General features: G+C 72.7%; 11 protein-coding genes and 1 riboswitch. Of the genes, 2 read left to right on the plus strand and 9 right to left on the minus strand.

Going from position 1 to position 21,111, the window contains the following annotated elements; all coding sequences use genetic code 11:
* Window positions 1-196: 196 nt before the first annotated feature.
* A complete protein-coding gene (locus ACFVYN_RS08320) occupies window positions 197-1,543 on the minus strand; it encodes an NYN domain-containing protein (RefSeq protein ID WP_389994276.1) in 1,347 nt (448 codons plus the stop codon).
* Between the two features lie 37 nt (window positions 1,544-1,580).
* Window positions 1,581-1,820 (minus strand): hypothetical protein, encoded by a 240-nt coding sequence (locus tag ACFVYN_RS08325; protein ID WP_037719539.1) that lies wholly within the window; start codon window positions 1,818-1,820, stop codon window positions 1,581-1,583.
* A 171-nt stretch (window positions 1,821-1,991) separates the two neighbouring features.
* Here ACFVYN_RS08325 and ACFVYN_RS08330 point away from each other — a divergent pair, with 171 nt between their 5' ends.
* Both ACFVYN_RS08330 and ACFVYN_RS08335 read left to right on the plus strand, forming a co-directional pair.
* The gene (locus ACFVYN_RS08330) at window positions 1,992-2,750 is read left to right on the plus strand and encodes a rhomboid family intramembrane serine protease (RefSeq protein ID WP_389994278.1); all 759 of its coding nucleotides are present in this window, start codon (window positions 1,992-1,994) and stop codon (window positions 2,748-2,750) included.
* A gap of 42 nt (window positions 2,751-2,792) precedes the next feature.
* Entirely contained in the window at window positions 2,793-3,074 is a 282-nt protein-coding gene (locus tag ACFVYN_RS08335) for an Lrp/AsnC family transcriptional regulator (RefSeq protein WP_389994281.1), read from the plus strand.
* Between the two features lie 13 nt (window positions 3,075-3,087).
* On the opposite strand, the gene ACFVYN_RS08340 is transcribed toward ACFVYN_RS08335, so the two are convergent.
* The 7 genes from ACFVYN_RS08340 to ACFVYN_RS08370 form a co-directional block, all read right to left on the minus strand.
* Window positions 3,088-5,232, minus strand: a complete 2,145-nt coding sequence (locus ACFVYN_RS08340; protein WP_389994284.1) for a PQQ-binding-like beta-propeller repeat protein — start codon at window positions 5,230-5,232, stop codon at window positions 3,088-3,090.
* Between the two features lie 67 nt (window positions 5,233-5,299).
* Entirely contained in the window at window positions 5,300-6,661 is a 1,362-nt protein-coding gene (locus ACFVYN_RS08345) for an aminotransferase class V-fold PLP-dependent enzyme (protein ID WP_389994286.1), read from the minus strand.
* A gap of 126 nt (window positions 6,662-6,787) precedes the next feature.
* A riboswitch (SAM riboswitch) is annotated at window positions 6,788-6,904 on the minus strand.
* A 76-nt stretch (window positions 6,905-6,980) separates the two neighbouring features.
* Window positions 6,981-8,045, minus strand: coding sequence for an anthranilate phosphoribosyltransferase (gene trpD / locus ACFVYN_RS08350; protein WP_389994289.1), 1,065 nt, complete (start codon window positions 8,043-8,045; stop codon window positions 6,981-6,983).
* A 97-nt stretch (window positions 8,046-8,142) separates the two neighbouring features.
* Window positions 8,143-9,333, minus strand: a complete 1,191-nt coding sequence (locus ACFVYN_RS08355; RefSeq protein ID WP_389994292.1) for a cytochrome P450 — start codon at window positions 9,331-9,333, stop codon at window positions 8,143-8,145.
* 40 nt (window positions 9,334-9,373) lie between these two features.
* On the minus strand, window positions 9,374-10,648 hold the full coding sequence (locus tag ACFVYN_RS08360) for a cytochrome P450 (protein ID WP_389994294.1): 1,275 nt from the start codon (window positions 10,646-10,648) through the stop codon (window positions 9,374-9,376).
* A 17-nt stretch (window positions 10,649-10,665) separates the two neighbouring features.
* Complete coding sequence (locus ACFVYN_RS08365) at window positions 10,666-11,856, minus strand: cytochrome P450 (protein ID WP_389994296.1); 1,191 nt, start codon at window positions 11,854-11,856, stop codon at window positions 10,666-10,668.
* A gap of 64 nt (window positions 11,857-11,920) precedes the next feature.
* Window positions 11,921-21,106, minus strand: a complete 9,186-nt coding sequence (locus tag ACFVYN_RS08370) for an alpha/beta fold hydrolase (protein WP_389994309.1) — start codon at window positions 21,104-21,106, stop codon at window positions 11,921-11,923.
* Between the last annotated feature and the right edge of the window lie 5 nt (window positions 21,107-21,111).

The raw sequence follows: 21,111 nt of genomic DNA on the forward strand, positions 1-21,111 counted from the left end.
TTCTTTTGAGTGATCACCCGCTCGGAGGTTCGAGAGCAGACCCTAGTGACCTTACTGTGATCAGTTCAAATCCCCAGGAGGAAAATCTCGTCACGCCATGCATTCTTTGCACATAACTCACGTGCAGTGAGGCATGCTTGACACTACGTTGCGTGACGATACGGCCAATTCGGTCATTCGGCCTGGACTTTGATGTTTAGGACAGGCGCTTCAGGAGCACCGCGGAAGCGACCGGCCTCGCCCCCGCCTTGGCGATGCCGTCGGCGACCTCGCGGTCGGTCGAGGCGACGATCACCGGCCGCCCGGGCGGCTCGGCGCGCACCAGCTGGCGGATCAGCTCGTCGGCGGTGACGCCCGCCTTGGAGAACAGCACCCGCACCCCGCGCGGCGGCGCGAGCAGCACCGGCGCGGCGAGCTCGGCCCCGTCGAAGACACACGTCACCTCCGCCCCGGTCTGGGCGGCGAGCTGCGAGAGCTGTCCGAGGAGCCTCAGGCGCTGCTTCTCCAGCGGCATCTGGGGATAGCCGGTCTTGGTGACGTTGTAGCCGTCGACCACCAAGTGTGCCTGGGGCAGGGCGAGAAGCTGGTCCAGGATCGCGGGGTCGTTCTCCGAGAGCGCCCGCGCGGCGATGTCCTTCGGGGTCATGCGGCCCGGTTCGACCGCGTCGACGGTCTCGGCGGGCCGGACGGAGACCGGCGGCAGGGCCAGTTCCCGGCGCAGCCCCTGAGCCGCGTCCAGAACGGTGTCCAGAAGCAGACGCACGCGCATGTCCTCGACACTGCGCCCCTCCCGTGCCGCCCTGCGCGTGGCCTCCAGAGCGGCCTCAGCCTCCCCCAGGCGCCCCTTCAGGCGCCGCGACTCGCTCTCGGCGGCGGACACCTGGATCTGGCTCTCGGTGCGTACGGTGTCCATCTCGGCCTGCAGCTTGCGCAGGGCCGCCTCGCCGCGCTTTACGTCACTGAGTGCCGCGCGCAGCTTGCGGTGAAGCGATTCGGCTTCCTTCTTGGCGGACTCCAGCTCGGTGCGCAGCCGCTCGGTGTCGGCGCGCGTCTGGCCGCGGGCGGCCGCGAGCTCCTCGCGCAGCCGCTCCAGCTCGGCGCGGTTCTCCTCGTCGGCCCGCTCGGCGTCCGCCCGCTGGGCCTCCTCGCCGGCCGCGGTGACCAGCTTGACCCAGTCGGCGGGACGCAGCACATAGGCCGCGGCCGCCACATCGAGCGGGTCCGCGGCCGGGGGCGGGGAGCCGGCGTCGAGGGCGCCGGCCAGCTCCGGCTGGGCCTCTCTGAACTTCTCCCCGATGCGCTGGCGGAACAGCGGATCGGTCTCCAGCGCGGCCGCCATCGCGTTGCCCGCGAACTTGGCCCGCCGGTTCGGCGCGAAGCGCGCGTACTGCCTCAGCTGTGCGGGCAGTTCGCCGACGGTCAGCCCGCCGAACCCCTCCGAGACGATGTGCACGACCCTGCGCCGCACACCGTCGGGCAGCGGACGGTCGAGGACCTCGGCGGCGGCGCCGTCGCCCGGCTCCCCGCCTTGTGTCTCCACCATCCGTCACACCCCATCACTGTGTGCGGGACCGGCCCTGTCAGGAGCCGGCGCCCGGCCTGTCCACGAGTTCCACCTGGTCCACGGCGTTGCACCAGCGGCACCGCACCGACTCGATGGTCTCACTGACCACCTCGCGCTCCTCGACCTTCGGCTCTCCCGCCAGGTCGAGGTGGACGTACTCGACGACCTTCGACGAACGGGTCACGTCGAAGCGCGTGAGGTTGCCGCAGAGGGTGCAGCGCCACCGCGTCGAGGCGGTCGGGAGGGGAACCGTCATCGTGACTGTGCTCTTTCCTGCTAGCCATTGTCAGTGACACACCGGCGTCCCGGTGCGTGTGGCTCGTAACCCTACGGCCTGGCGGGGACTCGCCGCTCGGGCGTCCACAGGACCTGTCCGGCGGCGAGGCGCTCTGTTCGGTTGCGTCCCGTTACGTCATGCTCTGTGTTCATGATCCGCAACTGGAGGGTGACGGTCGGTGGAGCGAGCAGGACGCTGCGGGGGCCGGCTCCGGTCACCTACGGTCTGATCGCCCTGTGCTGTCTGGTTTTCGTGATCGGCCCCGCCTCGGGCCTCGATCCGGCCTACGGCTCCGGGGACGCGGCCCTGGCCGCCCAGCGGGCCTGGTTCCACCGCTGGGGCGTGGTGCCCGCCGAGCTCTTCGAGGGCTCGCCCGGAGCCGCCCTCACCCCGGCCACCGCGCTGTTCGTGCACGGCAGCTGGGTGCACCTGCTCGGCAACATGCTCTTCCTCTACGTCTTCGGGGTGATGACCGAGGAACGGATGGGCCGGCTGCAGTTCCTCCTCTTCTACGTCGGCAGCGGCTACCTCGCCCTGCTGGGCTACGCGGCCGCCAACGCCGACTCCGAGCAGTCCCTGGTCGGTGCCTCCGGGGCGATCTCGGCGGTCCTCGGCGCGTTTCTCTTCCTGTTCCCCGGGGCCCGGGTGACCAGTCTCCTGCCGTTCCTCTTCTTCCTGCCGCTGCGCTTCCCCGCCTGGGTCGTCCTCCCCTTCTGGGCGGCGCTGCAGTGGCTCGCGGCGGGCCGGGCCTCCGACGGCCCCGGGGTGGCCTATCTGGCGCACCTGGTCGGCTTCGGCCTGGGCCTGGTCTTCGCGTGGGTGCGCTTCGGCCGTACCACTGCTGTGTCCTCCCGGGGGACGGCCCCAGGGCCCCCGGCGGCAAAACCGGGCCGGCTGGACCGCGAGTAGGGTGAGAGCCCTGCCACCGGCCCCCGAGGGAGAGAACCAGCCGTGATCACCGCGATCGTCCTCATCAAGACCAGCGTGGACCGGATCCCCGAGATCGCGGAGCGGATCGCCGCGCTGGAGTCCGTGAGCGAGGTCTTCTCGGTCACGGGCACGTACGACCTGATCGCCATGGTCCGGGTCAAGCGGCACGAGGACCTCGCCGAGGTCATCCCCGGCAGCATCAGCAAGATCCCCGGTGTCGAGGCGACGGACACCCACGTGGCCTTCCGCACCTACTCCCAGCACGACCTGGAGGCCGCGTTCGCGATCGGCCTCGACGGCTGAGCTTCCTCGACAGCTAGGAGCCGAGCGCGAGCACCGTGATGCCGTCGGCGGTCGCGGTGTACACGCGGCCGTCCCGGACGACCGGGCTCTGGGTCCCGACGGACGTGCCGCCCTCGACGCGCCGGCTCCAGGTCTGCTTTCCCTTGCGGTTGACGCCGTAGAGCGTCGAGCCGTGGCGTACGAAGACGGTGTCGCCCTGGACCGTGGGGTCGCTGTACTGGCGTCCGTCGTCGGTGAACTGGAAGGACCACGCCGTCGATCCGTCGGCGGGATCCAGGGCGACCAGTTCGTAGTCGGACGCGGTGACGCCCACGCCGCCGAAGGGCACACAGGCGAAGTAGCGGCTGCCGTACACCTTGTCGTTGGTGCGGTCCCACAGCGGCTTGCCGGTGCGGCTCAGGCCGTGCAGCATCTCCTCGCCGCCCGATCCGACCATCAGAGTGTCTCCGACCAGCGCGGGACGGCTGGTGTCGAGGCCCGCCTTCGTCGCCCAGAGCCGCTTGCCGCTGTTCGCGTCCAGGGCCTGGACCTGGTCCCCGAAGGTGCCGACGTACACCACGCCGTCGGCCACCAGGGGCTCGCTGGTGGGCGCCGGTCCGGGCGGCGTGGACCAGCGCACGCTGCCGTCGGGGGCGTAGGCCCGCACCCCGCCCGCGTCCGAACCGTCGCCGTAGGACACCAGGACCAGCCGGCCGGCGGCGACCGGGAACTGACCGTTCCCGGCGAACGACCTGGTCCAGCGGACCTTGCCGCCCCGGCCGAGCGCGCACAGCTTGGAGGCGCCCTCCTGGCCGTCCTCCAGCAGGCAGTACACGCCGTCGGCGGTGGCGAGCGGTGACATGGGCTCGGCACCGAGCGAGGTCCGCCATACGGTCCGCCCGTCCAGGTCCAGCGCGTGCAGCGCGCGGTCCGTGCCGCCGACGTACACCCGCGTGCCGGCGGGCGAGACGGCCGCACAGGGGCCGCGCCGTCCGCCGAGGCCCTGGACCTTGTACTGCCAGCCTGTCGCGGGCGTGCCGGTCGGGGAGCCCGCTCCGGCCTTCGCGGATCCGTCCTGCGCGTCCCGCAGCCACAGCCACCCGCCCAGTCCGCCGGCCGCCGCGACCCCGGCACCTCCCGCCACGGCCCGCAGCAGCCGGCGCCGCGACGGCGGGGCAGGGGCCGGTGTCACGTCGGTGACCTCGGGGATGTCCGTGGCGGTCGGGGGCATCACGTACTCGACGCGGCTCTCCCGCTCGCCCGAGTCGTGCCCGGGAACCCAGCGCGCACCGCTCTGCACGGTGGCCTCGGGCTCCTTCACGGCACCGGGGGCGTACCACCCCGGCCGCAGGCTCTCGCGCAGCGAGACCGTGGTGTGCCCCGCGGCCGCGACCAGTTCCGCGGGGGCCGGCCGGGCGCCGGGGTCGTCCCGCAGACACGACTCCACCAGCGGCAGCTGCCCCTCCGGTACGGCGGACAGGTCGACGTCACCGGTCAGGATCCGCAGCAGAACGACCGAATCCTGCCCCTCGCCGAAGGGTTCCCTGCCGCCGGACGCGTAGGCGAGGACCGCGCCGAGGGAGAAGACGTCACTGGCCGGCACCACCTGGGCGCCGTTGCGGATCTGCTCGGGCGAGAGATAGCCGACCGACCCGACGACCACGCCGGTCCGGGTCAGGGCGGTGCCCTCCAGGGCCCGGACGATCCCGAAGTCGATGACGCGGGGGCCGTTCGGCGCGAGCAGGATGTTGGAGGGCTTGAGGTCCCGGTGCACCAGGCCCTTGGCGTGGATCGCGGCGAGCGCCTCGGCGAGCGCGGCGGCCAGCAGCCGTACCGCGTCCGCGGGCAGCGGTCCCCGGTCGAGCACCGCGTCCCGCAGGTTGGGCCCCGCCACGAACTCGGTCGCCATCCACGGCCGCGCCGCCTCGGTGTCCGCGTCCACGACCCGCGCGGTGTACGTACCCGCCCCGCCGACGGTCTGCGCGGCCCGCACCTCGTGCCGGAACCGGGCGCGGAAGGTGCGGTCCTCGGCGTGTTCGGCCCGTACGACCTTCACGGCCAGCCGCAGTCCGCCCCGCGCCTGGGCGAGATACACCTCGCCCATGCCGCCGGACCCGAGTCTGCCCAGGACCTCGTAGGGCCCGATGGCCGACGGGTCGGTCTCGCGCAGATCCTGCACCCCGTGCTCCCCCTGCTTTCCGTACGGTTGCTGGGGGGAGCGTATACGCGCGGTGGACTCCGGTACGTCAGACGGCCGGGACGCAGCGGCCGTCCTCGGTGCGGTACGTCCACTTCGCACCGTCCGCGACCAGTTCCTTCACGGCCTGCACGAACCGCTCCACGTGCTCGTCAGGGGTGCCCGCGCCGAAGCTCACCCGGATCGCGTTGAGGGACTTCTCGCCGGGCGCGGCCTCGGGGGCGCCGCACTCGCCCTGGGACTGCGGGTCGCTGCCGAGGAGGGTGCGCACGAGGGGGTGGGCGCAGAAGAGGCCGTCGCGGACGCCGATGCCGTACTCGGCGGACAGGGCGGCGGCGAAGTGGGAGCTGTTCCAGCCCTCGACGACGAAGGAGATCACGCCGACGCGGGGGGCGTCGTCGCCGAAGAGGGACAGGACGCGGACCGCGGGGACCTCGGCGAGGCCGCCCTTCACCTTCTTGATCAGATACTGCTCGCGGGCGACCAGGGTGTCGAAGCCGGCCTCGGTCAGCGCCTTGCAGGCCGACGCGATGGAGTAGGCACCGATGACGTTCGGGGAGCCGGCCTCGTGGCGCGCGGCGCTGTCGTGCCACTCCACGTCCACTCCCCCGTCCTCGCGCCGGGTGACCTTGCGGCTGGCTCCGCCGCCCGCGAGGTAGGGATCGGCGGCCCGGAGCCAGTCGGCGCGGCCGGCCAGGACGCCGGAACCGAAGGGGGCGTAGAGCTTGTGGCCGGAGAAGGCGACCCAGTCGACGTCGAGGTCACGGACGCTCAGCGGGTGGTGCGGGGCGAGCTGGGCCGCGTCGAGCACGATCCGGGCGCCGTGGGCGTGCGCGGCCGCGGCCAGTTCCCGTACGGGCCACAGCTCCCCGGTGACGTTGGAGGCGCCGGTGACGCACACCAGGGCCGGACCCTGGGGGTCGCGGTCGGCGAGGGCCTTCTCCAGGGTCCGGACGGCCTGGCGCGGGGTGCGCGGGGCGTCGAGGTAGCTGACCCGGGCGTCCTTCCAGGGCAGCAGGCTCGCGTGGTGCTCGGTCTCGAAGACGAAGACCTGGCAGTCGGCGGGGAGGGCGGCGGCGAGGAGGTTGAGCGAGTCGGTGGTCGAGCGGGTGAAGATCAGCTGGTCGTCGTCGCGGCAGTCGAGGAACTCGGTGACGGTCCTGCGGGCGTTCTCGAACAGGTCGGTCGACAGCTGGGAGAGGTAGCCGGCCCCGCGGTGCACGCTGCCGTAGTAGGGCGCGTACGCCGCCACGTCGTCCCAGACCCGCTGGAGGGCCGGTGCGCTGGCGGCGTAGTCGAGCGCCGCGTAGGTGACTTCGCCGCCGGTGACGAGCGGGACGGTGACATCCCGGCCCAGAAAGGGCAGAGGGGGACAAATGGTCTGGACGGCGGCAGCGGTGGAGACGGACATGGGGAACTCCCGTGAAAAGAAAAGAAAGGTGAGATGGGTGCGCGGAGGCGGGGCTCGGCGGCCCTATCGCATTCGCTTGCTCACAGGAGACTCCCTCGAATGACCAGGATCCCTGGGTTCGTGAGGGATCCGCGCTTGCCGTAGACCTCGCTGCCTACGGCCTGGTCTTCACCCGGGGCACCCCGCCACGGACGGAGGGTTGCCGGACAGTCGGCCGGGGCCTCATGACTGTCACTCATGACCTGGTCAAAGAACGTACGTGAGGTGATCGTCGTCCCGCAACCCGTGTCCGGATCGCGGGACGACACCCTGGTGGACGCTATGCGTTGCTCGCGGCCACCCAGCGCTCCAGCGTCCGCTTCGCCGACCCGGAGTCGATCGACTCGGCGGCCTTGTCCATCCCGGCCCTCAGCTGCTCGGCCAGCGTCCCCGGACCGGGGTCCAGGGCCACCAGCGCGGCCGCCGAGTTCAGGAGTACGGCGTCCCGGACCGGGCCCTTCTCGCCGTCCAGCAGACGGCGCGCGACCTCCGCGTTGTACGCCGGGTCACCGCCCCGCAGGGCCTCCACCGGCACCAGGTCGAGGCCGACGTCCCGGGGGTCGAAGCTCTCCTCGGTGACCTTGCCGTCGCGCACGACCCAGACACGGGAGGTCGACGTGGTCGTCAGCTCGTCGAGGCCGTCGTCACCGCGGAAGACCAGCGAGGAGTTGCCGCGCTCGGCGAAGACGCCCGCGACGACCGGCGCCATGCGCGGGTCCGCGACCCCGACCGCCTGGGACCGCACCCGCGCGGGGTTGGTCAGCGGGCCGAGGACGTTGAACACCGTGCGGATGCCCAACTGACCGCGTGCGGCGCCCACGTGACGCAGCGCCGGATGGAACTTGATCGCGAAGCAGAACGTGATCCCGGCCTCCCCGGCCACCTCGGCCACCCGCTGCGGGGTCAGCTCCAGGTTGACGCCGAGCTTCCCCAGGACGTCCGAGGCGCCGGACGCGGAGGAGGCGGCCCGGTTGCCGTGCTTGACGACCGTGGCACCGGTACCGGCCACGACGATCGCCGACATGGTGGAGATGTTGACCGTCTTGGCGCCGTCGCCGCCGGTGCCGACGATGTCCACCGTCCGGCCGGGGACCTCGATCACGTTGGCGTGCGCGTACATCGTCCGGACGAGCCCGTTGATCTCCTCGACCGTCTCGCCCTTGGCCCTGAGGGCGACCACGAAACCGGCGATCTGCGCGTCGGTCGCCTCGCCCTGCATGATCCGGTCCATCGCCCACGCCGTCGCGTCGGCGCTCTGGTCACGGCCGTACAGCAGGGCGTTCAGTACCTCGGGCCAGGAACGGCCCGCCGCGGTGTCGCCTCCAGCGGGGGTCACAGCGCTCATGGGGCCGCTCCTGGGTGTCGTAGAAGGTGTGCGCCCCACCCTATCCAGCCCCGATGGCGATCGAAGGGGGCCGTCCGCACAACGGACGGCGGTGCTGTCAGCCGAAAGTGACCGGCAGGTGGTGCAGCCCGCGCAGCATCAGGCTGGGGCGCCAGGTGAGGTCGTCCGGCCGGGCGTCCAGGGCGAGGCCGGGGCAGCGCTCCAGCAGCGTGCGGAAAGCGACCGCGCCCTGCATGCGGGCCAGTGGTGCGCCCAGGCAGTGGTGGATGCCGTAGCCGAAGGCCATGTGGCCGCGGGCGTCCCGGCGGATGTCGAAGCGGTCGGGTTCGGCGAACCGCCGGGAGTCGCGCGAGGCCGCGGCCAGCACCACGGCCACCGACTCGCCGCGGTCGACGGCCGTTCCGCCGATCTCCACCGGCTCCTTGGCGTAGCGGAACGCCGTGGTCTCCACCGGTCCTTCGTAGCGGAGCATCTCCTCCACCGCGTTCTCCAGCAGCGACCAGTCGCCGCGCAGGGCCGCGAGCTGATCGGGGTGACGCAGCAGGGCGAGAGTGCCGCTGGAGAGCAGGTTGGCCGCCGTCTCGTAGCCGGCCACCAGCAGGAGGAAGGCCATACCCAGCATCTCCTCGGCGGAGAGCCGGTCCTCCTCGTCCTGCATACCGCCGGCCAGCGCGCTCAGCAGATCCGCGCCGGGTTCCAGCCGCTTGGCGGCGACGAGGTCGGCCAGATAGCCGGTCATCGCCTGCGCGGCGGCACCGGCGGCGTCGGGACGGGTGAAGTCGGTGCTCTGCAGGTACCAGTCGTGGAACGCCTTGCGGTCGCCGGCCGGCACCCCGAGTAGTTCGCAGATCACGGCCAGGGGCAACGGCAGCGCGAACGCCTCGACCAGATCCACCCGCCCCAACGGCAGCATGGCATCGACCAGTTCGTCCGCGATCTGCTGGACGCGCGGTCGCAGCGCCTCGATCCGCCGTGTCGTGAAGTCCTTCGCGACCAGCCCGCGCAGCCGGGTGTGCTGCGGCGGGTCCGTCTGCACCATGTTCAGGCCGATGGAGTTGCCTCCGTCGTCCTGCCAGGCGGCCGAGTGCCGGATGTCGTTGGACAGCCGCGGGTCGGCGAGGGCGGCACGTGCCTCCGCGTGGCCCACGACCAGCCAGAACTCGCCCGACGCGGCGGTCCGCACCCGGTGCACCGGGCCCTGGGCGCGCAGCCGCTCGTAGACCGGATAGGGGTTGTCGACGAAGCCCTGGCCGTACGCGGACAGGTCCTCGGAGTGTGTCAGGGGCACGGTACTACCTCACTCGGGACGGATCGGATCGGAACGGACGTCAGCTCGTGGGCCAGGTGACCGGGAGCGTCAACAGGCCGTGGAGGACGAATCCGCCCGGCAGGTGGTGGGGCTCGAAGCCGGGGGCCAGTTCCAGGTCCGGCAGCGTGGTGGTCAGGGCTTCCAGGGCGATACGGCTCTCCAGTCGGGCCAGGTGCGCGCCGAGGCAGGAGTGGGGGCCGTGGCCGAACGCGAAGTGGCGCGGCGGACCGGTCCGGTCGAGCCGGAAGGTCTCCGGGTCCTCGGCCGACTCGGGGTCCCGGCCCACCGCCGCGACCATCGCGTGCACCTTCGCGCCGGCCGGGATCGCCGTGCCGCCGACGACCGTGTCCTCGGTGACCAGACGGGGTGTGCCCTGCAGCGAGGTGGTGTGCCTGAGCCCTTCCTCCACCGCCGCGGGGATCAGCCCGGGGTCGGAGACGACCTCCTCCCACAGCCTCCGGTCCCGCAGCAGCCGGTGCACGGTGTTGGCGATGAGGTGGCTGGTGGTCTCGTGGGCGGACGGCAGCAGGCTGAGGAGAGCGGCGACGGCGTCGTCGTGGGTACAAACCGGATCGCTTTGCGCGGCCGCCGCGGCGAGGACGCCGAGCAGGTCGTCGGCCGGGTGCCGGCTTCGGTCGGCCAGCAGGGCACGGAAGTATGCCTCGAACTCCAACACGCTCTTCGCGCACCGGAGTTGATCCTCCTCGGGCAGCGGGAGCACCTGCATGAGGAGCCAGTCGTTGTTCCACGCCTTGACCGTGTCCCGGTCCTGGGGCGGTACGCCGATGATGTCGCAGATCACGGCCAGCGGCAGCGGCTGGGCGAACCCGGCGAGGAGATCGGCGCCTGTCTCGTCCTTCGTGGATTTCAGGCCCCGGACGAGGGTGTCGGCCGTTGCCCGGATCGCGGGTTCGTTCCTGTGCAGGGCGGCCGGTGAGAACTCCTCGTCGACGAGGGCCCGGAACCGGCCGTGTTCGGGAGGGTCTGCGTTGAACGGCGGGACCCGGTAGTAGACCGAGTCGGACAGCAGTTTCCGGCACGCGTCGGTGAACTCGTACGCGCCGAGAGTGTTCGCCCGGCTGGTGAACCGGACCGGATCCCGCAGCACGGCGGCCGCTTCCGCACGCCCCGTGACGATCCAGGGGCCGTCCCCGGTAATCGGACAGACCGGCGCCGTCTGCCGGGCGACCCGGTAGGTGTCGTACGGATTCGCCGTGTACCGGGGGTCCGAGAGGTCGAACAGGCCGGCCGGTTCGGTGGGGTCGGGTCCGTCGTCCTGTACGTCTTCGTTCATGTGTGCGTCCCTCTCGGTCATGGCGCGTAGCGCACCGGCAGATGGAGGACTCCGCGCATCAGGCTGGGCCGCCAGGCGAGCAGGTCCGGGTCGGTGTCGAGGGCGAGGTCCGGGCAGCGCTCCAGGAGGGCGCGCAGGGCGACGGTCGCCTCCAGCCGGGCGAGCGGTGCCCCCAGGCAGTGGTGAATGCCGTGGCCGAAGCCGAGGTGGCCGCGGGCGTCGCGCCGGATGTCGAAGGTCTGGGGGTCCGGGAAGCGTTCCGGGTCACGGTTGCCGGCTCCCAGGAGGACCAGCACGGGGTCTCCCGCGGGGATCCACGTGCCCGCGATCTCCACGTCCTCGGACGCGAAGCGGTGGGCCGTGGACTGCGACGGGCCGTCGTAGCGGAGCATCTCCTCCACGGCACCGTCGAGGAGGGTGAAGTCGGCGCGCAGGGCAGCGAGTTGGCCGGGGCTGCGCAGCAGTGCGCAGGTGCCGTTGGCGATGAGGTTGACGGTGGTCTCATGACCCGCGACGAGTAGCAGGAAGGCCATCCCGAGCATCTCCTGCGGCGACAGGCGGTCGCCGTCCTCATCCATGGTGCGCACCAGGGCGCCGAGCAGCCGCCCGTCGTCGGTGCGGCGTTTCGCCTCGATGAGCTCGGCCAGGTAGCCGGTCATGGCCTGCACGGCGGCACCGGCGGCTTCCGCGCTGCTGGGGAAGACCAGTTCGCCCGACCAGGCGCCGAACCGTTCCCGGTCGGCCTGCGGAACGCCGAGGAGTTCGCAGATGACCGCCATGGGCAAGGGTTTCGCGAACGCCTCGACGAGGTCGGCCCGGCCCAGCGGCAGCATCGCGTCGAGCAGTTCGTCGGCGATCTGCCGGACCCTCGGGCGCAGCGCCTCGATGCGGCGCGCGGTGAACTCCCGGGCCACCAGGCGCCGTAGCCGGGTGTGGTCCGGGGGATCTGTCTGCAGCATGTTCAGACCGATCGCGTTCCCGCCGTCGTCCTGCCACGAGGACGAGTGGTGGATGTCGTTGCGCAGGCGCGGGTCCGTCAGGGCGGCGCGGGCCGCCTCGTGGCCGACGACGAGCCAGACGTCACCCGCGTCGTGGGTGGGCACGCGGTGCACCGGTCCCTGCTCGCGCAGATGGGCGTAGACCGCGTACGGGTCGGACACCGCATCAATGCCGGGCGGGGCCACCTTTTCGAAGGCGGGCATCGTCATGGGGACGCTTCCTTTCGCGTCGTGCCTGTGGGGGGATTTCGCGGGTGTCATTGCTCGGGGGCGGTCACAGGCCGCGGTCGGCGAGCCAGCTCTCGATGGCACCGGTGGTCAGCGGCAGGTTGTGCTCCATGATCGTGAAGTGGTCGCCCGGGGTGGCCTGTGCGGTGTGGGGGAAGGGCCAGGCCGCACGCCAGCCGCCGTCCTCGAAACCCTCGTCCTGGTGGGGCATGGGGTCGGCGGCGCTCAGGAAGAGCGTCGGGGCCTCGGTCGGGCGCAACCGGCACTGCTGCATGAACAGTGCGTTGTAGCGGCCCATGGCGGTGAGTTTCACGCCGTTCAGGGCGAACGGGCCGAGGAGTTGTTCGCGGGAGTCCAGGCCCTCGTTCATCGCGATGGTGGTCTTCTCGGAGAACTGGTGCGTGGCCTGGAACGTGTCGAGCAGGACGACCGCTTCGGGTCCCGCGTCGACCTCCTCGGACCGCATCGCCAGGGCGTGGGCGATCAGCCCGCCCATGGAGTGGCCGAGCAGGACGAACGGCTTGCTTCCGACGGTCTCGCGCAGCTTCGCCAGATGGGCCTCGACCAGGCTGTCGAAGGTGTCCGCCACCAGCTCGCCCTCGGCGTAGCCGGGGTTGACCAGCGACAGGACGTCCCGTTTGCCCTCGAAGTGCTGGGCCATCATGCCGTACTGGATCGGCCCTGCGGTGGCCGTGATGGCGGGCAGGCACACGAGCATGGTCCGGCTGCCGTCGCCGGTGGCCATGCGGACCGGCGGCAGGGCGTGGTCGGCCGCCTCCTCGACGGTGAAGGAGGGCCGGAGCCATCCCGCCGCCTGGATGAGGTCCATGCCGACCGAGCCGGTGCGCCCGAGGGCGTAAGCCTGGTGGTAGAGGGCGGTGATGCTGTCCAGGGGATCTGCCGGAGCCGGGACCGGTGCCGATGGTGCGACGTCCAGCTCGGTCTCGGGTTCGGGTTCGGTCTCGGGTTCGGCTGCAGGCCGGGGTGCCGCCTCGGGGGTGGTCCCGGCCAGCAGTTCGGCGAGGCGGTCGGCGAGCCGGGACGTCGTCGAGTACTCGAACGTCGTCGTCGCCGGGAGCCTCAGGTTCAGCAGGGTGCCGAGCCGGTCCCGCAGGGCGATGCCCGCTATCGAGTCCATGCCGAGGTTCAGGAACTTGATGTCCTCTGCGATGTCCGTGGTGTCGTGGCCCAGTACGGCGGTCAGCTGGTCGCGGACGAGCCGTGCCAGCAGTTCGGGGCGCTCCTGGGGCGCGGCCTCCCGCACCAGGCGGGCGGCGGCGCTGTCCGAGGGTGCTTGCCGGGGACGCTGGTGCCGGGCGGGCCGGGTCGCGGTGGCCGCGGTGGCCTCCTGAAGGCGTGCGGCGGGTACCGGGCGCAGCGTCAACTCGTCGATGGACGCGACCGGTTGGCCGATGCTGCCGGCGACGTCGACGCGCAGGGCGTCCCGGCCGGGGGCGGACAACCTGACCCGGAGCGTGGTCGTGGGCGCGGAGTGCAGCCGGATGCCGGACCAGGAGAACGGCATCCGGATCCGGGCTTCGCCGGCATCGTCCAGGCCGCGCCCGTCGTCCAGGCCACCCCCGTCGAAGGGGCCGCCGGGCACACCCGCCGCGTGCAGGGACGCGTCCAGGAGTGCGGGGTGCAGGGCGAAGCCGTCCATCGGGGCGGTGGCCTCTTCGCCCAGGGACACCTCGGCGAAGATCTCCGCCCCGCGCTGCCAGGCGGCACGCAGGCCGCGGAAGGCGGGCCCGTAGGCGTAGCCACGGTCGCCCAGCCCGTCGTAGAAGTCGTCCAGGGGAAGGACGGCTGCGCCCGGCGGCGGCCATGCGCCGGAGAGGTCCGCGAAGCCGTCGGCGGAGGTGTCGGTGTCGGTGTCGGGGGTCAGCAGAGCCCGGGCGTGGCAGGTCCAGCCGGTCGCCGTGTCCGCCGTGCCGAACTCCGCTCGGGAGTGGACGGACAGGACGCGCTGCCCGGTCTCGTCCGGCCCCGCCACCTGCACCTGGACGTGGGTCGCTGCGGAGGCGTCGAGGAACAGCGGTTGCTCCAGCGTGAGTTCGGCGATCCGGGGGCAGCCGGACGCGCGGCCCGCGTACAGCGCCCAGTCGACGAAGACGCTGCCGGGCAGGACCACGGTGTCCAGCACCGCATGGTCGGCGAGCCAGGGCTGGGCCGTGCGGGACAGCCTGCCGGTGTACAGGAGGTTGTCACTGCCGACGGGGGCGAGAGCGCCTGCCAGCAGCGGGTGGTCCGTCGCCGTCAGGCCGACGCCGGTCGCGTCGTCGGAGCGCTCGGGGGCGTCCAGCCAGAACCGCTGCCGGTGGAAGGCGTAGGTCGGCAGGTCCACGGGCCGACCGCCCGGGAACGTCCGCGCCCAGTCCACGGGGACGCCGCTCACGAACACCTCCGCGAGTGCCGTGAGCAGCCGCTCCCGGCCGTCCTCGGCGCGCCGCAGCGTCCCGGTGACGACCGCCTCGGCGGCCCGTCCGGTGCCGTCCTCCAGCGTGTGCTCGATCGCGTTGGTCAGCACCGGGTGCGGGCTGACCTCGACGAACACGTCGTGCCCCGCGTCGGCGAGGGCACGGGTCGCCCCGTCGAACCGTACGGTCTCGCGCAGGTTGCGGTACCAGTACCGGGCGTCGGCCGCACGGCCGTCCAGCAGCGCGCCGGTCACCGCGGAGTACATCGGCAGGTCGCCGGGGCGGGGCAGGACCGGCGCGGCCAGGTCGAGAAGCGGTTGACGCAGGCGCTCGACCTGGGGGGTGTGGGAGGCGTAGTCCACCGGGATACGGCGTGCCCGCACCCCATCGCGTGCGCACACCTCCATCAGCTCGTCCAGCGCGGCCGGCTCTCCGGCGACCACGGTGGCCGTCGGCCCGTTGACGGTGGCCACGCAGATCCGCTCACCCCACGGGGCCAGCAGGTCCGGCACCTCGTCGACGGGCCGGGCGAGGGAGACCATGCCGCCCCGGCCGGCCAGTTCACGGCCGATGAGCCTGCTGCGCAGGGCGACGATCCGGGCGGAGTCCTCGACGGAGAGCACACCCGCCACGCACGCCGCCGCCAGCTCGCCCTGCGAGTGGCCCACCACGGCGGCGGGCTGCACGCCGTACGAGCGCCACAGCTGTGCCAGGGACACCATGACGGCCCACAGCGCCGGTTGCACCACGTCGACCCGGTCCAGGGAGGGCGCGTCCGGTCGCGCCCGCAGGACGTCGAGCAGGGACCAGTCGGTGTGCGGGGCGAGCGCCTTGGCACACCGGTCGATCGACTCGGCGAACACGATCGAGCTGTCGAGGAGTTCGGCGGCCATGCCGGCCCACTGCGAGCCCTGGCCGGGGAAGACGAACACCGTCCGGGAGGGCCGGCCGGCCGCCGTTCCCCGGACCGCACCCGTCGCCGGTTCGCCGCGGCCGACCGCCGCCAGCCGGTCCAGGAGCTCCTCCCGGGTCCGCCCGATGACCACGGCGCGGTGCTCGAACAGCGACCTGGAGACCAACGAGCGTGCGACGTCGGCGGGTTGCAGGGAGGGGTCCCCGCTCACCCGCTCGTGCAGGCGGCGGACCTGCTCGCGCAGGCCGTCTGGGGTCTTCGCCGAGACGAGCCAGGGCACGGGGTGGCCGAAGTCGTCGGTGGCGGGCCCGGCATGGTCGGTGGTGAGTCCGGCGGGCTCGGCCGGCGGCTCCTCAAGGATCACGTGCGCGTTGGTGCCGCTGATACCGAAGGACGACACCGCGCCACGCCGCGGGCGGCCGGACCGGGGCCAGGACAGGTTCTCGTCGGCCAGGCGCAGGGCTCCGGCCGTCCAGTCGATGTGCGTGGCCGGCCGCTCGACGTGGAGCGTGCGCGGTACGAGGCCGTTGCGCATCGCCATGACCATCTTGATCACGCCGGCCACACCGGCCGCGGCCTGCGTGTGACCGATGTTCGACTTCACCGAGCCCAGCAGCACGGGCCGTTCGGCGGGACGGTCCTGGCCGTACGTCGCCAGCAGAGCCTGCGCCTCGATCGGATCCCCGAGCGAGGTGCCCGTGCCGTGTGCCTCGACCACGTCCACCTCGGACGCTGACACCCCAGCGCCCGCCAACGCCTGCCGGATCACCCGCTCCTGCGCCGGACCGCTGGGCGCGGTGAGGCCGTTGGACGCGCCGTCCTGGTTCAGCGCGGAGCCCCGTACGACCGCCAGGACCCGGTGGCCGTTGCGCCGGGCGTCGGACAACCGCTCCACCACCAGCATGCCGACGCCCTCGGCGAACCCCATGCCGTCGGCGTCGGCGGAGAACGCCTTCGACCGGCCGTCGGGAGCGAGCCCGCCGATGCGGCTGAACTCGACCATGGGCCGGGGCGTCGACATCACGGTCACGCCGCCGGCGACCGCGAGCGTGCAGTCGCCCTGCCGCAGGGCCTGCGCGGCCAGGTGCAGCGCGACCAGCGACGACGAACAGGCGGTGTCCACCGTGATCGCCGGGCCTTCGAGGCCGAGGGTGTAGGCGATACGTCCGGAGGCCACGCTGTTGGCGCTGCCGTTGCCGAGGTACCCCTCGAATCCGTCGGGCAGTCTGGGGAACCGTGCGGCGTAGTCGTTGTAGATCAGCCCGGCGAAGACGCCGGTCGCCGTGGAGCGCAACGTGGCGGGGTCGATGCCCGCGTGCTCGAAGGCCTCCCAGGTGGTCTCGAGGAGCAGCCGTTGCTGCGGATCCATGGCCAGCGCCTCTCGCGCCGAGATCCCGAAGAACGCGGGATCGAAGTCGGCCATGTCGTGGAGGAACCCGCCGACCTGCCGGAAGTGCTCCCCGGCCGTGCCGGGGCCGCCCAGTTCGACCTGCCAGCCGCGGTCGGCGGGATACCCGCCCATGGCGTCCCGCCCCTCGGTGAGCAGCTGCCACAGGTCCTCGGGCGACCGCACACCGCCGGGGAACCGGCAGCTCATCCCGACGACGGCGATGAGATCGTCGTCTTCCACGGAGTCGTCCGCCACACGGACCGGCGTTGCCGACGCTGAGCCACCGTCCGCACCCACCGGCACGAGCTGTGCCCCCAGCGCAGCCGCCAGCGCGGCCGGGGTCGGATGGTCGAAGGCGAGGGTCACCGGGAGCCGCAGTCCGGTCGCGGTGCCGAGCCGGTTGCGCAGCTCGACCACGGTCAGCGAGTCGAAGCCCAGGTCCTTGAACGACCGGTTGTCGGCCACCGCGTCGCTGTCCTCGTGCCCGAGCACCAGCGCGGCATGGGTGCGCACCAGGTCGGTCAGCGTCCGGTCGCGATCCGCCGGGGACAGCCCGGCCAGACGCTCGCCCAGTCGGCCCCCGACGCCGCCCAGCGCGTTGACCGCCGGGCGCCGGGCCGCCGTGCGCACCAGTCCGCGCAGCAGCGGGACGGGGGTGCCCTGTCCGCGCAGGGCCGCCACATCGAGGGCGACGGGCACGCTCAGGGCACGCGGCGACCGTACCGCCGCGTCGAAGAGCGCCAGGCCCTGGGCGGCGGAGAGCGGCCGGACTCCGAGGCGGTGCATCCGGTCGAGGTCGGTTGAGGTCAAGCCGCCGGTGAGCACGCTTCGTTCGGCCCACAACCCCCACGCGAGCGAGTGGGCCGGCAGGCCCTGGGTGCGCCGGTGGTGGGCGAGTGCGTCCAGGAAGGCGTTGGCCGCCGCGTAGTTGCCCTGGCCCGCCGCGCCGAGGACACCGGCGGCCGAGGAGAACAGCACGAAGAACGCCAGGTCGCGGTCCGAGGTCAGCTCGTGCAGATGCCAGGCCGCGTCCGCCTTGGCGCGCAGTACGGTGTCCAGCCGCTCCGGGGTCAGCGCGGAGACCACGCCGTCGTCCACGGTTCCGGCCGCGTGCACCACGCCCCGCAGGCCGGGCAGCCCTTCCACCAGCGCGGCCACCGCGGCACGGTCGGACACGTCACACCGCGCCACCCGCACCGTGGCGCCCAACCCGGCCAGCTCCGCGACGAGGTCCTGGACTCCGGGCGCCCCGTCGCCCCGGCGCGAGGCCAGGACGAGGTCGGTGACCGCATGGGCGGTGACGAGGTGGCGGGCGAGCGCCGATCCGACGACCCCCGTACCGCCGGTGATCAGTACGGTGCCCTCGATCGCCGCCACGGGCGTGGTCAGCACCGCCTTCCCGGTGAGCCGCGCCTGGCTCAGCTGCCGGAAGGCCTCGGGGGCCTGCCGGGTGTCCCACGCGGTCAACGGCAGCGGGGACAGCTCGCCCTGTTCGAAGAGGTCCGCGAGCCGCGCGAGCATGACCCCGAGCCGGTCCGCACCGGCCTCACCCAGGTCGAACGCCCGGTACCGCACGCCAGGCCACCGCTCGGCCACCACCCGCGCATCACGTATGTCCGTCTTGCCCATCTCGACGAAGCGGCCGCCGCTGGGCAGGAGCCGCAGCGAGGCGTCCACGAACTCGCCGGCCAGGCTGTTCAGTACGACGTCGACGCCCCGGCCCTCGCTCTCGGCGAGGAACCGGTCGGTGAACTCCAGGGTGCGCGAAGACGCCAGCCGCGCGGCCGGGACCCCGGCGCCCCGCACCGCGGGCCACTTGGGCTCGCTCGCGGTCGCGTACACCTCGACGCCGAGGTGGTGCGCCAGCTGTATCGCGGCCGTGCCCACTCCTCCGGCGGCGGCGTGCACGAGCAGCTTCTCGCCGGCCCGCACCTCGGCGAGGTCCACCAGTGCGTAGTAGGCGGTCAGGAAGACCGCGGGCACGGAGGCCGCCTGCGCGAAGGTCCAGGCGCGCGGCACCCGGGCGACCATGCGGCTGTCGGCCACCGCCACCGGCCCGCCGTACGCCCCGGACAGCAGCCCCATGACCCGGTCGCCCACCGCGAGGCCCTCGACCCCGGGGCCTACCTCCAGCACCACCCCGGCACCCTCGCTGTCGAAGAGCGCCCCGGTGTGCGAGACGACCCCCAGGGACACCAGTACGTCCCGGAAGTTGACCCCGGTCGCCCGCACCCCGACCCGCACCTGGCCCGGTGCCAGCGCTTCCTCGGCCTGTGGGCACGGCGTCAGCCGCAGCGCGTCCAGCGTGCCTCCGGCGTCGAGGTCCAGGCCCCACGCCCCGCTGCCCGCGGGAACCGCCAACGCCTTGGCGTCCGACGCCGGGACCCGGCCCAGCCGCGGCACGGACAGCACGCCGGCGCGCACCGCGATCTCGGGTTCACCGGCGACCAGGGCCGCGGCCAGTACCGCCGCCGACGGTGCGGCGGCGTCCAGGTCCACCTGCGCGAACCGGTCCGGGTGCTCCGAGCACACCGAACGCCACAGCCCGCGGACCCCCGCGGTCACCACATCGCCCCGCTCCCCCGGAAGTACCGCCGCCGCGCCCCGGGTGACCAACACCAGCCTCGCCGTGGCCAGTTCGGCACAGGCCAGCCACTCCTGCACCACCGCCAGCACCGCGGCCAAATGCTCACGGCTCGCGGCCGGCACGTCGGACACCTCGCCGTCCGGCGTACAGGGCAGCAGCACCGTCTCCGGCCGCGGCGCGCCCGCACGGACGGCGGCGGCCAGGGCGGCGACATCCGCGTGGACGGGTGCGACGAGCCCGGGCAGCGCGGCACCGATCACCGCCGTCCGAGCCGTCGTGACATCGCGAGAGCCGCCGGGCAGCGGCACCCAGTCCAGCTCGAACAGCGAGTTTGCCGGTACGGCGGCCCCGGACACGTCGGTGGTGAGCGGACGCACCACGATCTCGTCGAGCGTGACCACCGGCAGGCCCGCGAGGTCGGTCATCACCAGCGAGAAGGTCTCCGGGCCGGTCCGTGTCACCCGTACCCGCGCGACGGTCGCTCCGGTGGCGTGGATCCGCGCCCCGGTGAACGAGAACGGCACCATCCGTTCCGCCGCACCGTCCAGCACCTCCACCAGCCGGGTCTGCAACGCCGCGTCCAGCAGCGCGGGGTGCACCGCGAACCGTCCGGCGTCCTGACCCGGCGCCGGGAGCGCGACCTCGGCGAAGAGTTCGCCGCCGCGCCGCCAGAGGGCCTGTACGCCTTGGAAGGCCGGGCCGTAGGCGTACCCCTGGGCGGCCAGACGGCCGTAGAAGCCGTCGATGCCGACCGGTTCGGCGCCCTGCGGGGGCCACTCGGCGCTGCCGGGCGGCTCGTCGCCGCCGGGCGGGAGGGGGGTCAGGGTTCCCGTGGCGTGGCAGGTCCAGTCGTGCTCGCCCTCGGGCAGGTCCGGTCGGGACGGCCGGCTGTGCAGCCGTATCGCCCGTGCTCCGTGCTCGTCGGCTGTGTCGACGCTCACCTGGAGATCGACGGCGGATCCGTCGTCCGGCAGCACCAGCGGGGCCTGCAACACCAGCTCGTCGAGGTACTCCGCGCCGGCGTACTGCCCTGCCCTCAGGGCCAGTTCGACCAGGGCCGCGCCCGGCACCAGGGTCCGGTCCAGTACGGCGTGGTCGGCAAGCCAGGGATGGGAGCCGGTGGACAGCCTGCCGGTTAAGAGGAACCCGCCGGCCTCGGCCACGCTCACTCCGGCCGTCAGGAGCGGGTGCCGGAGGGTGGAGAGACCAGCACCTCGGAGGTCACCGGTGGTGTCGGTCGCCGTCAGCCAGTAGTGCTTGGGCTGGAAGGCGTAGGTGGGGAGGTCGACGGGGGTGGTGGCGCCCTCGGGGAGGACTGCGGTCCAGTCGGGGGTGACGCCATGGGTCCAGAGCTGGGCCAGGGCGGTCAGGAAGCGTTGCCGGCCGCCCTCACCGCGGCGGAGGGTGCCAGTGGCGGTGCCGCCGGTCTCCTCGATGGCGGTGGTCAGGACCGGATGGGCGCTGACCTCCAGGAAGAGGGAGTTGCCCTCGGCGATCAGTGTCTGGACGGTGTCGTGGAAGCGGACCTGTTCGCGGAGATTGCGGTACCAGTAGTCCGCGTCGAGCGCCTCGCCGTCGAGGGGGCTGGCGGTGACGGTGGAGTACAGGGGTACGGCGGTGGCGCGGGGGGTGATCGGAGCCGCGATGTCCATCAACTGCTCGCGGATCCGCTCGACATGCGGGGTGTGGGAGGCGTAGTCCACCGCGATGCGGCGGGTGTGGAGGTCCGTGGCTTCGGACACCTGGTCCAGAGCCTCCGGACTGCCCGCGACGACCGTGGATTCGGGACCGTTGACGGTGGCGATCCAGACGTCGTCACGGCCCCCGACAAGTCCGGCGACCCGCTCGACGGACGCCGTGACCGACAACATCCCGCCCTGCCCGGCCAGTTCACCGGCGATGATCCGGCTGCGCAGGGCAACCAGACGCG

Source organism: Streptomyces sp. NPDC058307 (genome assembly GCF_042880295.1).
In the GTDB taxonomy this organism is placed as follows: Bacteria; Actinomycetota; Actinomycetes; order Streptomycetales; family Streptomycetaceae; genus Streptomyces.

Bases quoted from the DNA above. Each gene is read 5' to 3' on its own strand.
- ACFVYN_RS08365 (WP_389994296.1), bottom strand. From the start codon at position 11,856: ATGACGATGCCCGCCTTCGAAAAGGTGGCCCCGCCCGGCATTGATGCG.
- ACFVYN_RS08330 (WP_389994278.1), top strand. From the start codon at position 1,992: ATGATCCGCAACTGGAGGGTGACGGTCGGTGGAGCGAGCAGGACGCTG.
- ACFVYN_RS08320 (WP_389994276.1), bottom strand. From the start codon at position 1,543: ATGGTGGAGACACAAGGCGGGGAGCCGGGCGACGGCGCCGCCGCCGAG.
- ACFVYN_RS08360 (WP_389994294.1), bottom strand. From the start codon at position 10,648: ATGAACGAAGACGTACAGGACGACGGACCCGACCCCACCGAACCGGCC.
- trpD (WP_389994289.1), bottom strand. From the start codon at position 8,045: ATGAGCGCTGTGACCCCCGCTGGAGGCGACACCGCGGCGGGCCGTTCC.
- ACFVYN_RS08345 (WP_389994286.1), bottom strand. From the start codon at position 6,661: ATGTCCGTCTCCACCGCTGCCGCCGTCCAGACCATTTGTCCCCCTCTG.
- ACFVYN_RS08325 (WP_037719539.1), bottom strand. From the start codon at position 1,820: ATGACGGTTCCCCTCCCGACCGCCTCGACGCGGTGGCGCTGCACCCTC.